General features: G+C 39.7%; 13 protein-coding genes and 1 riboswitch. Of the genes, 2 read left to right on the top strand and 11 right to left on the bottom strand.

The window, feature by feature from the left end:
* Positions 1–2 precede the first annotated feature (2 nt).
* From ACOEN1_RS08275 to ACOEN1_RS08265, 3 genes are all read right to left on the bottom strand, one after another.
* Positions 3–1,244, bottom strand: coding sequence for a glutamate-5-semialdehyde dehydrogenase (locus ACOEN1_RS08275; protein ID WP_422486381.1), 1,242 nt, complete (start codon positions 1,242–1,244; stop codon positions 3–5).
* 195 nt (positions 1,245–1,439) lie between these two features.
* The gene (locus ACOEN1_RS08270; RefSeq protein WP_422486379.1) at positions 1,440–2,288 is read right to left on the bottom strand and encodes an S-layer homology domain-containing protein; all 849 of its coding nucleotides are present in this window, start codon (positions 2,286–2,288) and stop codon (positions 1,440–1,442) included.
* An 84-nt stretch (positions 2,289–2,372) separates the two neighbouring features.
* Positions 2,373–4,028 (bottom strand): M20/M25/M40 family metallo-hydrolase, encoded by a 1,656-nt coding sequence (locus ACOEN1_RS08265; RefSeq protein WP_422486377.1) that lies wholly within the window; start codon positions 4,026–4,028, stop codon positions 2,373–2,375.
* Between the two features lie 389 nt (positions 4,029–4,417).
* Positions 4,418–4,491, top strand: a riboswitch (cyclic di-GMP riboswitch).
* 123 nt (positions 4,492–4,614) lie between these two features.
* Here ACOEN1_RS08265 and ACOEN1_RS08260 point away from each other — a divergent pair.
* Positions 4,615–5,622: an S-layer homology domain-containing protein gene (locus ACOEN1_RS08260; protein WP_422486375.1), complete on the top strand. Its 1,008-nt coding sequence runs from the start codon at positions 4,615–4,617 to the stop codon at positions 5,620–5,622.
* A 66-nt stretch (positions 5,623–5,688) separates the two neighbouring features.
* Here ACOEN1_RS08260 and ACOEN1_RS08255 read toward each other — a convergent pair whose 3' ends face one another.
* The 4 genes from ACOEN1_RS08255 to ACOEN1_RS08240 all read right to left on the bottom strand — a co-directional run bounded on the left by ACOEN1_RS08255 (position 5,689) and on the right by ACOEN1_RS08240 (position 9,308).
* Positions 5,689–6,246, bottom strand: a complete 558-nt coding sequence (locus ACOEN1_RS08255; RefSeq protein ID WP_422486373.1) for a GGDEF domain-containing protein — start codon at positions 6,244–6,246, stop codon at positions 5,689–5,691.
* Between the two features lie 97 nt (positions 6,247–6,343).
* Positions 6,344–7,282, bottom strand: coding sequence for a hypothetical protein (locus ACOEN1_RS08250; protein WP_422486371.1), 939 nt, complete (start codon positions 7,280–7,282; stop codon positions 6,344–6,346).
* Positions 7,283–7,407: 125 nt separating this feature from the next.
* A complete protein-coding gene (locus ACOEN1_RS08245) occupies positions 7,408–8,385 on the bottom strand; it encodes a copper amine oxidase N-terminal domain-containing protein (protein ID WP_422486369.1) in 978 nt (325 codons plus the stop codon).
* 128 nt (positions 8,386–8,513) lie between these two features.
* Complete coding sequence (locus tag ACOEN1_RS08240; protein ID WP_422486367.1) at positions 8,514–9,308, bottom strand: mechanosensitive ion channel family protein; 795 nt, start codon at positions 9,306–9,308, stop codon at positions 8,514–8,516.
* A 160-nt stretch (positions 9,309–9,468) separates the two neighbouring features.
* On the opposite strand from ACOEN1_RS08240, the gene ACOEN1_RS08235 reads away from it, so the two are divergent.
* On the top strand, positions 9,469–12,426 hold the full coding sequence (locus tag ACOEN1_RS08235; RefSeq protein ID WP_422486365.1) for an S-layer homology domain-containing protein: 2,958 nt from the start codon (positions 9,469–9,471) through the stop codon (positions 12,424–12,426).
* A gap of 52 nt (positions 12,427–12,478) precedes the next feature.
* Here ACOEN1_RS08235 and ACOEN1_RS08230 read toward each other — a convergent pair whose 3' ends face one another.
* The 4 genes from ACOEN1_RS08230 to ACOEN1_RS08215 all read right to left on the bottom strand — a co-directional run bounded on the left by ACOEN1_RS08230 (position 12,479) and on the right by ACOEN1_RS08215 (position 15,057).
* Complete coding sequence (locus tag ACOEN1_RS08230) at positions 12,479–12,616, bottom strand: YvrJ family protein (RefSeq protein WP_422486364.1); 138 nt, start codon at positions 12,614–12,616, stop codon at positions 12,479–12,481.
* A gap of 105 nt (positions 12,617–12,721) precedes the next feature.
* Positions 12,722–12,940 (bottom strand): DUF2922 domain-containing protein, encoded by a 219-nt coding sequence (locus ACOEN1_RS08225; protein WP_422486362.1) that lies wholly within the window; start codon positions 12,938–12,940, stop codon positions 12,722–12,724.
* Positions 12,941–12,974: 34 nt separating this feature from the next.
* The gene (locus ACOEN1_RS08220) at positions 12,975–13,196 is read right to left on the bottom strand and encodes a DUF1659 domain-containing protein (RefSeq protein WP_422486360.1); all 222 of its coding nucleotides are present in this window, start codon (positions 13,194–13,196) and stop codon (positions 12,975–12,977) included.
* Positions 13,197–13,326: 130 nt separating this feature from the next.
* Positions 13,327–15,057 (bottom strand): 5'-nucleotidase C-terminal domain-containing protein, encoded by a 1,731-nt coding sequence (locus tag ACOEN1_RS08215; protein ID WP_422486358.1) that lies wholly within the window; start codon positions 15,055–15,057, stop codon positions 13,327–13,329.
* Between the last annotated feature and the right edge of the window lie 46 nt (positions 15,058–15,103).

The following is a 15,103-nucleotide window of genomic DNA, read 5'->3' as shown; positions in this document are numbered from 1 at the left end:
TCCTACTTTCTGGTTTGTCCCTGACCCATAACAAGGTATTTGTTTGTTACAAGCTGTTCAAGTCCAACGGGCCCCCGTGCATGGGTCTTCTGGGTACTTATTCCCATTTCAGCTCCAAAGCCAAACTCACCGCCATCTGTAAATCTTGTTGATGCATTTACATAAACCGTGGATGCATCCACTTCCCGCTGGAACTTAAGGGCGTTGCCCAGAGTTTCAGTTATTATGGACTCTGAGTGTTTCGTACCATATTTATTTATATGGTCTATTGCCTCATCCACATCCTCCACAACTTTTATTGCAAGAATGAAATCAAGGAATTCAGTTGCCCAGTCCTCTTCAGTTGCAGATTTTGCAGGGATCACTTCCCTTGTTTCCTCATCGGCCCTCAGTTCAACCTTGTCCTTTAGTGCTTCATAGGCCATTGGTAGAAACTCCTTTGCAACCTTCCTGTTCACAAGAAGAGTTTCACATGCATTGCATACACCGACCCTCTGGGTCTTGGCATTTACCACAATCTTTACTCCGTCATGGAGATTAGCTGTATCATCTATATATACATGACAGTTTCCCTCACCGGTCTGAAGTGTAGGTACCGTGGCATTCTTAACTACAAAATCTATCAATGCTCCACTTCCCCTTGGTATAACCAGGTCCAAAAAGTCGTTGCTCTTTAGCATTTCCAGCACCAGATCCCTGTCAGTATCGTTTATAAATTCAACAACGCCCTCAGGAATTTCAGTCTTTTGCAAGCCTTCCTTTATAGCCTTTACCAGAGCGACATTTGAATGGATGGCCGTCGAGCTTCCCCTTAGAAGAATTGCATTACCTGATTTCAGAGCAAGCCCAAATGCGTCAACTGTAACGTTTGGCCTGGACTCGTAAACTATTCCTATTACTCCCAGAGGCACTGTCATTTTTGATATTGTAAGTCCGTTTTCCAGGGTCCATACCCTGTCGGATTTCCATATTGGATCGGGAAGCTTGATCACCGTATAAAGACTTTCAATGATTCCATCAATCCTTCCATGGTCCAGCATAAGCCTGTCTACGAGGCCTTCCTTCATTCCTGACAATCTTGCATTTTCAACATCCAAGGAATTGGCCTTAAGGATAAATTCCCTGCTCTGGTCTATTGAATGTGCAACTTCCTTAAGAGCAATGTTCTTCTCATGGGTTGAAGCAACGGCAAGTTTTTTTTCAGATTCCTTTAAGATGTTGCCCTTTTCAGCTAAACTGATCATTTCTTCCCCTCCTTTATTGCAAAAATAATTAACCTTAATTATATCAGAAAATTGAAATAAAGAAAACTAGTTGAATCTAGAGTAAGAATCGATTTTCTTATACATAGATTTTACCATACTGTCCCTTTCTGTTAAAGCGCTAAATCAGCTCGTAAAAATACCGCAGGAAATCCTGCGGCAATCACTAATCATTATTTACATATCCCTGAAACCTTCAACCACAAAATCATATGGTGGCTCTCCCAGCTCTTCCTTGCTTATTTCAATGGTAATTGTCTTGTATGTTATTACCTGAGCTAGGATTGTATCTGGATCTGGTGGTGTTATCTTAAAGTGGACCTTGTAGTACCCATCTTCTCTTAGAATGTTCTCGACGGATATTGTATATCCAGGTGTTGGAAACTCCTTGGTTATAACCAAATTCACAACATTGTCAGATACTCGTGTTACAACCTCCTCTTGGTTGGTGTAGTTCTGGGTGACTCCAAGGGTCCTGAACTCAATTTCCTTATAACCTCTAATGGCAGACTGGGTCCTCTGAAGTACAATTATAGCTTCAGCCTGTGTCAGATTCCTACCCGGATTGAAAACACTGTTGCTCTCACCCTTTACAATGCCTTCCCTGTGAAGCAGCTTCAGGGAATTAATTGCTTCGTTATCCATTGATGATATATCCATAAATGGAAGACTATGACCTTCTGCTGAATCTAGACCAATTTCCATCAGCCTATTTCCTATAATTCTCACCATTGCTTTTCTTGTAAGTGCTCCTGGAGTTTCAATTCCTAAAACAGTATAACCCTCTTCCTTGCACAATGATGCCAAAGAAAGAGTAAAACTCTCCCTTAAAATTTCGCTATCAGGCTGGAAGTTTTGAAAATCATCCCTGGCAAGATATGGAAAGTAATGGCTCGCAAAAGTTTTGTCTATTGTATTCTCAGCCCAATGACCGTCTAGTTTATCTTGTATATCACCAAATACAGTTGAACCTGATGCTATAATCAGGACAAGTGCCATAAGTATGGATAATGTCTTTTTATTCATAAGTAATACTCCCCCTCCCATATAATTCTTATACCCATTAGAAAGAGGGAGTATAGTTACATTTAGGTTACATCGAATTTTTTTCTATCCCAACAGACTTTTTATCGTATTACATGTCATATTGGTCACATTCTCGAAGGTATATTTCATATGAACCCTTTCAGTGAACTTGTGGCCGTCCTTGCCATAGGTTCCAATATTTACAACAGGCACATTGATATCCATTACATCCTCAATTGGGTGGTTGTACTTTGTTCCCCAGGAGGGCATGTTCTTTTCAAGAGCAACCAGCTCGTCTGGATCATCTGATAATGCCATAAAGCTTGAGTCAGAAATATATGGATAGAACATCTTTATAACAATTGGTTTTTCAGAATGCCCTTGTACAAGGTCGATTGAACCCTTTACAGAGTCAAGTAGCGACTTTTCATTTGGAGTCTTTCCTGTCATCTCAATTCTTGATGAGAACAGGGATGAGTAGTAAATGACAACAACGGGGGACTTGTCCACGGACCATTTCCAAGCCTCTTGAATAACAGCCACTGAAAAATCTCTTAAGTCCATGGCTGGATATTTTTCATTTAGAACAGCAGCAAAGTTTCTAATATTTAGCTTGAACTTTTCCCCATGTATGGTTACAAGTTCGTTGTAGAACTCTTCCCAGGTGTATACTCTCTTTTTATATGGAAGCGGCATATAAGTATGATTTCCCATTTCACAATATTTCTTGTAGGAATCATCCATTCGCTCGAGCACTTCATCAAATGCCTCTTCAGCTTTTTCCTTCATCTTCACTATTACATCCCTTGGACTCATGCTGTGTGTAAAGAAGTTGTAGTAGCTGTATGCTGCAAGGGGAGTCTGTACAGTGTAGCCAACCTTTGTGTCTGTCTGCTTGAGACTTGTCGGTGGTACGGTTACCTCTCCCTGTGCTTCATCACAAAGCTCAGGATTAAGGTCAATTTTTCTTGTAATTTCTGCAACAAGCGTGTTTGGATTAAATCCTCCAAATGAATCCCCAACATGGGTTTCCTTACCAGTTACATAAAAGGAAGGTAGCAACTTGCCGATTGTACCGAAGTATACGTATCTGTTTTCATCCTTCTTGTGATAGGGTGTTGAGTAATCGGCATTTATTGCAGCCACATATTGGAGATTGTGCTCCTTCTTCCACTGCTTAAGAATCTTTAAAGCCGATATTATTCCGTGTGAATTGTCCTCTTCATCACACTCTGCTATTGCTATAAGATTACCGTCAAGTTCCTCTGGATTCTCGGAAAAGTATTTTATCAGATACATATGACCAGCCACTCCAGCCTTCATATCGAGAGAACCTCGGCCAAACATATACTCACCTGATTCTATGTCTTCAAGAACCTCTTTGGAGACATTCATCCCTCTAAGAACTTCCGGAAGCTTGTCAGGATTAAACGCAGCTTCCCTGTTTGTACCAAAGTCATCCACACCGACGGTATCAATATGACCCATAAGTATCACTGTTTTGTTTGATTCACCCTTTGTACCCTTGACCAGTGCAATGGCATTGTGCCTTGTTATCTCGTCATTGATAGTCTGCTGAAATACAACCTGGTCAGGCTTCTTCCTGAAGTAGTCCAGTTTCATGTAGTAGTCGTAAATCCATTTTGCCACGTCGCTTTCACCGCTTGTCTTTACAATGCTTGGAATCCTGACAAGCTCCTTGGTAATACTCTTCACTTCATCAAAACAATTCAAATACATTAGCAACAACCTCCGTTAACGAATTCTATCTCTATTATGGCATAGCTTATATTGCAAAGCAAGATAGGCTAATGAACACCGTATAATAGACAGTGAAGAATCTTTCGCAATACCCAGTTAGGTTCTAGATCCCTCCACTTCGGTCGGGAAGACAATAAAACCTGTCATGTCGAGCTTGTCGAGACATCTCGCTTTTAGTTCTTGGTTCTAAGTTGTTCGTTGTTTATTGTTAACTAGAAATTCTTAGACCTTAGATATTAATTGTCTTTTCAATTGTTACATTTAGTTTACATAATTGATTTTATGTTCCATCGTGGTATAATAAAGATAATAATTAAATAGCAACCCACTATGACAAATACAAAAAGGTCAATCCTTTTGTATACTGTCAAACGTAAAGGCAAACCTACCGAGAGGAAGGGACGCAAAGCTACAGGGCCTGAAAAGGCAGCCAGCTACCGAAAGGAGAGTTTACAATGAAGAGGATAGCTACGAACCTTTCACAGTATTTGTTTTTTATTTGTGCAAATTTTGAATTGAAAGTAGTTTTACAGAATGATAAAATACAAACGGGAGTGTGATAATAATGAGAAAAATTCTTGGCCTTATTCTAGCCATTATAATAGTAATACAACCACTCAAGGCTGAGGCAGCAAGCTTCAGTGATGTGAATACAAATGACTGGTACCACGAAAATATAACCTTGCTTATTAGAGAGGGTGCAATCCAGGGATATCCGGACAGTACCTTCAGACCACAAAACACAATAACTACAGCTGAGTTTATAAAGTCAACAATGTCAATACTTGGCTACAAAGATATCCCTTCAAAGGGAACACACTGGGCAGACGGATACATAAGCAAGGCTATTTCACTTGGAATAGCATGCAAAGAAACATCAGCAAATCCTAATTCACCAATATCAAGATACAACATGGCAAGAATAGTATCAAATGTACTGGACCACCAAAATTACAGACCACAGGCAGATTTGCCACAATACGAGCAGCTCATTAAGGATATCTGGGAAATATCATCTCTGGGTAGTTCGGAAACCAAAAATGCGGTACTTAACTCCTATTCAAGTGGAATCCTTACTGGGTATGTGGATGGTGCATTTAGAGGCAACAGCACCCTTACCAGAAGTGAGGCCGCAACTGTCCTTCTAAGAATCAAGTACGAGCAGTACAGGGCACTTCCCGAGGTTAAGACAACTGTTGACTACAACCAGAGAATTCTTGATCTTGTAAATATCGAAAGAGCAGCAGAAGGCATAAAACCATTGAAATTGCATGCTGAACTGTCGAAGGTAGCCTATGAAAAGTCAAAAGATATGGCAATTTATGATTACTTTTCACATACTTCTCCAAACTACGGGTCTCCATTTGAAATGATGAAAGAGTTTGGAATAAGCTACAGATATGCTGGAGAAAATATTGCAATGGGACAGCCAACACCGGAGATAGTTGTTCAGGCATGGATGGACTCACCAGGTCACCGTAAGAACATTATGAGCACTAATTTCGGAAACCTTGGCGTCGGGGTATACAACGACAATGGAAGAATCTATTGGACACAGATGTTTATAAATTAGTCAAAAAGCTTTTAAAGACCGAGAAGTTTAAATCTCTCGGTCTTTTTATATGCTAAATAAGAATAATTACCTGTGCGCTCTTCCAATTCCCTCTACCTCAGAGCTGGCAGCAAGCTTTTCAATCTCGCTTAAAAGCTCATTTATTGGTTCTCCTTTGTACAGTCTAACTCCAACACTGTACTTGATTCTTATTCCCATGGGGCTGATCTGCTTGTCTATGGCTTTTTTCAACCTCTCTGAAACTATCGCTCCCTTGTTTGGCTGAACATCAGGCAATAGCAATAAAAAGCCTCCGTCTTCATATCTTCCAACAATATCAACAGATCTTACAGATTCGGAAATAGCCTGACTCATCAACTTGACAAGAACATCTGCCGTATCCCTTCCATGCTCTTCAACAAGAGCTTTGAAATCCGATATCCTTATAAGCAAAAGACTTAGATAGGATTGACCTCTTGCAGTCCGAACAGCTTCATACTCAAGCCTTTCATAGAGAGCCCCTCTGTTTAGCAGCCCTGTAAGTCGGTCTCTGGTATTTAACTCCTCCATCTGCTTTCTCAATCTCTTGTTTTCATCCCGTAAATCCTGAATTTCCTTCAACAAGACATCCTTTGACAATTCCATGGCATAACCTCCTCATTTAACCCTTAAGAACATTATACCCATTGCGTTAAAGAGTTACCAGAAAAAAATCCCCTCACTTAAGAGGGGATTGATTGTATTAATCAAAGTCTACTGTCAATTCTTCTATCTCTACTCCATCCAATTCTACACGTACTTCAAAATCGGTTTCATCAGTCTGGAACCATACATGACCGTTTGGAGCAATCTCAAGCTCCATATCATCTGCATCAACATCATCAAAGTCTACAATTACCAACAATTCTTCGGATATGCTTCTGTTAATTAAAAGCTTGCCATAATACATTCCTGAGTCTACTGCTGTTTCGTCCAGGTCGATTTCCCATTCAATTAGCTCTTCTAGAATGTCTCTAATCATATCCTCAGCGTCTTCAACAATTACTAGATAACTCTCATATATATCTTCTTCATCTGAGTCTCTTTCCACTACTTCACCTAGGATATCTACTGCAATTCTTGCTCTTTCCACAAGATTAATATCCTCAATGGTCAAGTCATCCAAATCCTCCGGAAGCTTATCTATAGCTGCTTCTGCCCTATCCAGTGCTCTTTCGAGATCTATCTCATCCCTAATCTCATCAAGATCATCTTCTACATTGGAATAAACCAGAATCTTGCCCATATAAACTCTAACACTTAATGGTTCTATTTTCCACATTGGCATCGGTTGACTGAAATTTCCTTCAGAGTCAATGTTTACTGTCACATTGTTAAGCTTGACCTTAAGCTTTGTGTTGCCCATAAAGTCCTCAAAGTCGTATTTCTTTTCATTGATATCAATCCGACCTTCAATCAATCCAACATTGCCATTTTCCATTGAAAAGATATCGACCTCAACATCATCGACAATTCCAGTCATCACTTCCATCAAATTGCCTATCTTCTCCATCGCCTTCATTCTACCAGGATTCATCTTCTCTTTGGCAATCGCATTTGGGCTTACTGCATAAGCAGCTCCACTACCAAGAATTAAAACTCCCGCAAGCAATATCGCCAACCCGCGGCTCCATACTTTCATCTCAAAGACCTCCTTTTTTTATATCATCTTCGCATAATATAGATACCCAATACTATCTTGTGCTACCACAACAAAAGGCCGACTGAAATATAATTGTAATATTCCAGTCGGATTATAAGGAGAAACTATTCAGTTATTATCACGCTTCCATTTTCATTTATTTCAACATTTGCCTGAAGTACCTGCTCTACAAAAGACATTGGCACATAAGTGCTTCCATCTACAAGAACCGGAGCTGACTCAAGCTTAACAAGCATTTTTGCAAAATTATATACATTTCTTCCTATTGTAAGAGTCGACCAGTTAGGTCCCTTTACAACTTCCACTGATTTATCAGTAGCATCCCAAGTCACCTCAAATTCCAAAGCTTCTGCAACCATTCTTAAAGGAATCATCCTAACACCTTCATCAGTTGTTATTACCTCTTCTGTAAGAATTATTGCTGCATTTGGAGTCTCCTCTTCTCTTTCAGGCATCACAATAATCTTGTGTGGAGTTGTCTGTGCAGGATAGCTTTCAAGAACTATTGAATAGAATATTACAAGATCTCTTTCATATAAATCCTCTTCTGTTAATGCATTGCCCTCAAAATCAATAATCTCTGTTTCTTCTGCTATATTCAAAACAAGGGACCCGTCTGCACTTAAAAGATCCTCATTAAAATATTCAACATATGTTGAATGCTCCTCTCCGTCATGAAGAACAACTACATCCGGTCCAAGAAGTGGCGGATAGCTTAAAGCCATAACAGTTGTCTTATGATAGATTACTGAAACATCCATTCCTACTTCGATATCCTCTTTAACTGCAGCATCCATATTCTTTTCACTTAATAGAAGCATATCTTCGTGGATATATGCATATAGGGCGTCAAGTCCTTCCTCCGTATCCCTTTTAACAAGGATTCTAAAATTGTCGTCACCTTCATCAACTTCCTCAACTTCCCCTTCAAACCTTATATATTCAAATTCCTGCTCTTCAACTGGTGCTGATATTGGTTCAACATCTGTTTCATCCATCTCATTTGCAAATCCCATTGTTCCTCCTGTAAGGACCATTACTTGGATTAGTACAAGAGATAAGACTCTTTTCATATTTGTCATTTTGTTCCCTCCTTAGTGATTTTGACAACTTAATTATACCAACGAGAGAATGATAAGAGGTGACAGAAAAATGACAAAGGGATTAAAAAAGGATAACAAAAAAGAGCAGGTTCCCCTGCCCTAATGATCTACTTCGGCATATGAAGATCCATTTGAGGATATGGAATTGAAATTCCTTCCTCATCGAATCTCTTCTTTACTGTCTCCATAACATCAAAGAAAACCGTAAAATAATCCGGTGCATTTACCCATGCTCTTGCAGTGAATACTACAGCGCTGTCGCCGTGTTCGCTCATCCTTACAAACACCTCCGGATCTTTGAGAACAAGTGGGTGTGCAGTTACGATTTCATTAAGAACTCTCTTTACCTTGTCTCCATCCTGCTCATATCCTACACCAAATTTCCAGTCAACTCTCCTTGTTTCCTTTATTGAATAATTGACTATACTAGAGTTTGACAGGTCTCCATTTGGAATATATACCACCTTGTTGTCAGGAGTCTTTAAAGTTGTGTTAAGTATATCGATTGCCTCAACTGTTCCGCCAAAGCCATTTGATTCGATGTAATCCCCAACCTTGATTGGTCTTACTATCAGTAGAAGTACTCCACCTGCAAAGTTTGAAAGCGATCCCTGAAATGCAAGGCCTATAGCAAAACCTGCAGCAGCAAGGACAGCAACAAATGATGAAGTTTCAACTCCAAGAATTCCAACTACACTGATAAGCAACAATACCTTCAGGATTCCACCTATTAGTGACATCATAAAAGGTTTAAGTGTATCATCCATCTTTGACCTTTCAACCTGTTTCCCTACAAACTCTGTAATCCTTCTGATCACAACAAGTCCAACCAATAGTACAATTATTGACAATGCTACGTTTTTTACAAATGGTATTACCATTGAGTTTAATATATTTTCCATAAGCATCCCTCCTTAATTTCGTATACCCAAAATTTGAGTAAATTAGCAAAACCTAGCTAAATTAATATCATAAGCTCTTTAACCTAATTGTAATATCTTTAACCCTCTATTTATTGTATAATACAATCATGAGGAATAAAGAACAAGGAGGATTGATTCCATGAAAAAAATATTGTCTTTAGCCCTTGCATTAACAATGCTTCTGGGTTTGGCAGCACCGGTTTCAGCAGCAAGTCCCTACACCAAAGAAGGTGATTTCCTAAAGGACTTGGGTGTGTTAAGAGGTACTCCTAGCGGAGATCTTATGCTTGAACAGAATCTCAAAAGAGAAGAAATGGTAGTACTTATTTCAAGGCTATACGGTGAAGAGGACGAGGCAGAATTTTATGTCGCGAATAATACCTTCCCAGATCTAAGACCTGAGCACGGCTGGGCCATCCCATATATCTTATGGGCAAGGGATGAAGGTTTGATTCAAGGTGACAACACAGGTAGATTTGGTATCACAGAAAGTGTTACAGTTCAGCAGTTTCAGACAGTTCTCTTGAGATCACTTGGATACAACGAAGAAGCAAAGGACTGGCATGGTGTTCCCGCCTTTGCACAGAGTATCGGAATTATGAAAGGTCTTAGCTTTTCAAAAGATGCCACACTTAACAGAGGACAAGTAGCTGCAATGGTTGTAAATGCATTAAGCTTAAACATGAAGGGGAGTTCTACTCCCCTTGCTGCTATGCTTGGACTTAATCCAATAGATATTACTGAAACAACAGTTATAAGAAACGATAGAGTGACCTTCAGTGGACGAGTAAATGATGATGAAATAGACGAACTCCAACTAAACATAAGACCCAAATCAACATCTCAGGGAACTGCAAAGAACTATGATATTCCATTGGATCTTGACGGGGATTTCAGCTTTGATGTGGATGGACTGGTTTTAGGTGAATACGAATACAGATACTATACAGATACAAAGGCAACATCCTATAAGTCATTTAGAATCTCCAGCATACAGTTTGATCTGACGGATGTTTACGCAGACAATCTTAAGGAGATTAAACTCAAATTCAACAAGGCAGTTGATACAACACTTGCATCATCAACCTACAATTATTCAACAAGCGCAGGTACAATCAACAATGTAAGGTTTGAAGACAGTGACAGAACAATCGTCTTGGTACTTAATGGAACAATGACTGATAATAACCAATACACAATCAAGGCTGCAAATATCCTTTCAGAATCAGGAGAAGCCATTGATATAAACGAAGCATTTGGTGCATCTGATGATGACGCACCTAGAGTAACAGGCATTGATGTACTTGGTTACAAGGGAATAAGAATATATTTCTCGGAGCCAATAAGAACAATACCAACTATGAATAACTTCAGCTTCAATCAGACAAACACTCTTGGAAATCCTGTACTAGAGGATAACCACATAACCTTAAGCTACAGTTCAACCAGTACAGTTCTTCAGTCAGGAACATATTCCATTGAGACTTCCGGGCTGGAAGATTATTCAGGAAAGAGAATGAATGTTGATTACAGACAGTTTAAAGTTGACAGGGATAAAGTTGCTCCTGCAGTTGACAGTATAAACGTTACAACAGAAAGAGTTACACTGGTATTCTCAGAGGATATTGATCCTTCCGCAACACAGGGAAGCAATATATTCCAAAGGGAAGGCACCAGTATAAACTATGCAGATGAAATTATAATTGACGGAAACAAGGTAGTGGGATTGTTTGAAAAACAGCCATTTCCTACAAAGGAAATTTCCCTCTATGTCAACACTTTTGCAGACTATTGGGGCAATATGATGGAAATAAAGGAATTCAAACTTACTCCAAAGGATGAAACCAGAGATCCCGAGGTCTTAAGTGCAATAGTATCAGAGGATGGAAAAACAATCAGGGTAACATACAATAAGAATGTAAAAGCTAATGATACCTCATATTACAGTTTGAGAGATTCAAGCGGCAGGAACATATTTATCAGACAGGTAACCGGAGAAGGCAGAGAGTTTACACTCGAACTCTATACAACGCTTCCGGCAGGAGATTTAAGACTGGACATATCAGGAGTAAAGGACTTATCGGGTACGACAATCAAGGATTACAGAACCACTCTTGAAATGAAGGATCTGGAAAGACCAAGACTCCTTAACTACACAGGATATGGCAATATTATCGTAATGGAGTTTGACAAGGAAATGGACAGACAAAGTGCAAGCTACACATCCAACTATGTGATGACATTCGATGGATCAGAGCTTCCACTATCTTCAGGAACAAATATATATCTTGATGATGCAGGAAACACTCTAACCCTTACTCTTCCAGATACTATTTCTGGAAAAGATACAATGGTTGGGATGGAAGATAACCTAACCAAACTTGAAGTTGTTGGCCTTAGAAGCGTTTCTGGAAATCTTACTAACCCACTGCTATTGAGTTTGGAATTTGATGAAAGCTCCACTGGTGAAGCGAATGTTGTAGATTTCTACAGCTCGATTCCTGGAAAGCAGGCAGTTCTTACTGAACCAGAGGTTGTTAAAGTGAAATTCAACATGCCCATCATCGAAGCAGCGGTTACTGACTTTGACTTTGATGGTATAGATGTTTCAAGAGTCATAGCTGATGGAACAAATGTTGTTACTATAATACTTGGCGAATCAGTTACTACCATAGAGGATGGGGATGCTTCAATTGTACGAAGGAATAACATTAGAACATCCATTGACACTGGTGTTGCATACGGTGGCTTCGACGTTCATGATGAAGTTGCTCCGATGCTAGTAAGCAAAAGGGTTGACATCAGAAACGGCAATCTGGAGATTGAATTTAGCGAGGATCTTGAGGATGACGGTGCTAGCCTTTACAGAAGGGACATTGAAGTTACAAGACTTGCAGACAACAAGGTCTTAAGTGAAGATGAGTATGCAACAACTTTGGATTCAAGTTATCCTGATACACTTATTATTTCACCTAAGAGTACATCAGTTGAATCTGAATATGCAGTAAGAGTAATTGATTCACCATCATATATAAGAGACTTATCAGGTAACCTTGTATTGCCGTCATCACCAATAGAAACCAACGACACCCTTTAGTTCCTTAATAATGTTGTAAGGCAGAATCAATTGATTCTGCCTTTTCTTCTGCCTATTTTGCTATGGCATGCGCCAATTCAGTGATGCTCTTTGTGAGCTCATCCAGTTTCCCTTCTATCCTGACCAGCAGATAGACTGAGATAACAATTGGAAAGCCCAGATTGGCAACACTTGAATAAATATCTTCCAAGATTATCACTCTCCTTTGAAAAAATGTGCCCGCGGGGTACGTCCCCCCGGTAACTCACGTCCCCCAGGTAACTCATTAATGGAAAAAGGGCCAAAGGCCCTCTTTCTAAACTACCATTTCATCCACCGTAGTTGTTACTATTCTTGCACCGACCTTTCCTACAAGGTCACCATTTCTAGACTGGAACACACCTGCTGCAAGCAGCGAATCCATCGCAGCAATTGCTTCCATATCCGTAAGATCAGCTCTTGGTTCACTGATGCTGATTCTGTAGTTCTTGTTCTGATCATCCAGAAAATCCATTTCTAGTTTTGTTGTTACCATCCTTTCACCTCCTCCTTAAAATAATCCCATATTACTATACGTTTGTAATTACTGATTCCTCAACTTTCTTGACTTTCATCAGTGGAAGATTCTGAAGCCCTGCAAGAGTCTCTCCGGATACATGAATGTTGTCATCAGTAGCATCCAGCTTGACATTGCTGTAGGATTTTGAAGAAATCCTTTGTCTACCATCAACGATTCCAGCATCAAGCTCAAGCTTCAACGTTTTCTTTTCTGCCATAACCTCTATCGCCATTGTCTCACCTCCCTTCTACTTCTTACATTGCAGAAGAGATGAAAATGTACCTATATGATCTTAAAAAAAGACAAAAAAATTTGGAGGAGCCAGGCTCCCCCAAATTAATCATATTAATCTTTTTAATTTATTATTGTGGTATATTAATAACTTGTCCTGGGAATATCAAGTTTGGATTTGCAAGGTTGTTATACTCTGCAAGAACTCTCCATTCTACTCCATATGCTGCCCCAATCTTGGACAACCAGTCTCCTGGCTTAACTACATATGCAATATCCTCAGATGGTGCCGGCTCTGGCTCTGGTGCTGGCTCTGGCTCAGCAGGAGGCTCAGTCATAGGAAGTGCTACTATTCTGCCTTCAACAGCTGGGCTTATTTCAGGATTAGCTCTTAGATAATCTTCAAGTACCTCTGAAAGCAATCCAGAGTAAGCAAGGATCTCTTTTCCTTCAAACATTGTGTATCCATCTCCACCTGCAGCAAGGAAGTCATTAGTTACCAGCATATAGGTTTCTTCCATTACAACTGGTTCTCCACCAATCATAAGTGAAACTATCCTTGATCCAACCTCTTGGTTAGGATCAAAGGTGTAGCTCATTCCGCTAACATGTGGAAACTGTCCTGCTGTTGCTGGATAGTCCTTCACTCCATGCTCAAGCGCTAACATAAGTTCTTCTCCAGTCACCTCAATATTAGTCAATACATTGGTAAATGGGAATGCTTCCAATACCTCTCCTAGAGTTATTTCTCCAGCATCGATACTTGCTCTGATTCCTCCACCATTTGTAAGTGCAACATCTGCACCGGAAGCAACTATCATAGCATCTGTAATAAGGTTACCAAGGTTAGTTTCACCTGCTCTTACATTATCTCTTACACCATCAAGCTCAACAAGAGTATTTCCAACAACCTCTTGCTGCATTTCTTCAATTGGTGCAGTTGTTTCCGCAATCATTCCAGCTATATACTCATCAGCCACAAGTTCCTTAAGCTCCTCATAAGGATGCTGGGTTGATTCGAATGCTAATTCTCCATCAACCATGGATACCTTAACCACACCAATATGGTTCAAGTAGTTTCCAGCCTGTACAATATATGCACCGTTTCTCTCCTCACCAGTTACATCGTGGCTGTGACCATCAACTATAAGGTCTATTCCCTCAACATTGTCTGCCAGCTTATATGCTGTGTCAACTGAGGATTCGTCGATACCTAGGTGGATAAGTGCAACTATAATATCTACTTCCATTTCTTCAAGAGCTTCAACTGCATCATTTCCTGATTCAATAATGTCTGCAAACTCTATACCCATTGTATTATTTGGATGAGACTTTGTTTTTGTCTCTTCAGTGGCTAAACCGAAAACTCCAACTCTCATACCATTTTCCATCTCATAAACCATGTATGGATCAAAATCTGATGTACCATCTTCTTTTACAACATTTGCTCCAAGAATATCAAAATCTGACATTGCCTTTAACTCAAGCAATCTTTCATAGCCAAAGTTGAAATCATGGTTTCCAGGAACCATTGCATCAAACTCCATGGCATTCATAACGTCAACTACTGCTTCTCCCTCAGTCAGGTTCGCTGGGATTGTTCCGTGGAATGAATCACCTGCATGTAATAATAGAAGATTTGGATCCTCTTCCCTTAGTCCATCCAGGAAAGTCTTCATTTTTGGATACCCTAGAGTTCCATCATAATCATTTTCTTCCAATCTTCCATGAACATCATTGACATGAACAATTGTAAGAGTATCATGCCCAGCTGCAAATGATACTGTAGCTGGCATAATCATAAGCCCAAGAACCAAGACTAATGACATTACCATACCGATGATTCTTTTGTTTCTAAACATTGTCTCTCCTCCTTTAATTTATCTATTTATCAATACGCAATAACTA

The sequence above is a fragment of the Gudongella sp. DL1XJH-153 genome, from assembly GCF_049310905.1.
Lineage (GTDB): Bacteria > Bacillota > Clostridia > Tissierellales > Tissierellaceae > Gudongella.
Note: the sequence above shows the minus strand (reverse complement) of the source record. Positions and strands in the feature narration are given on the sequence as shown.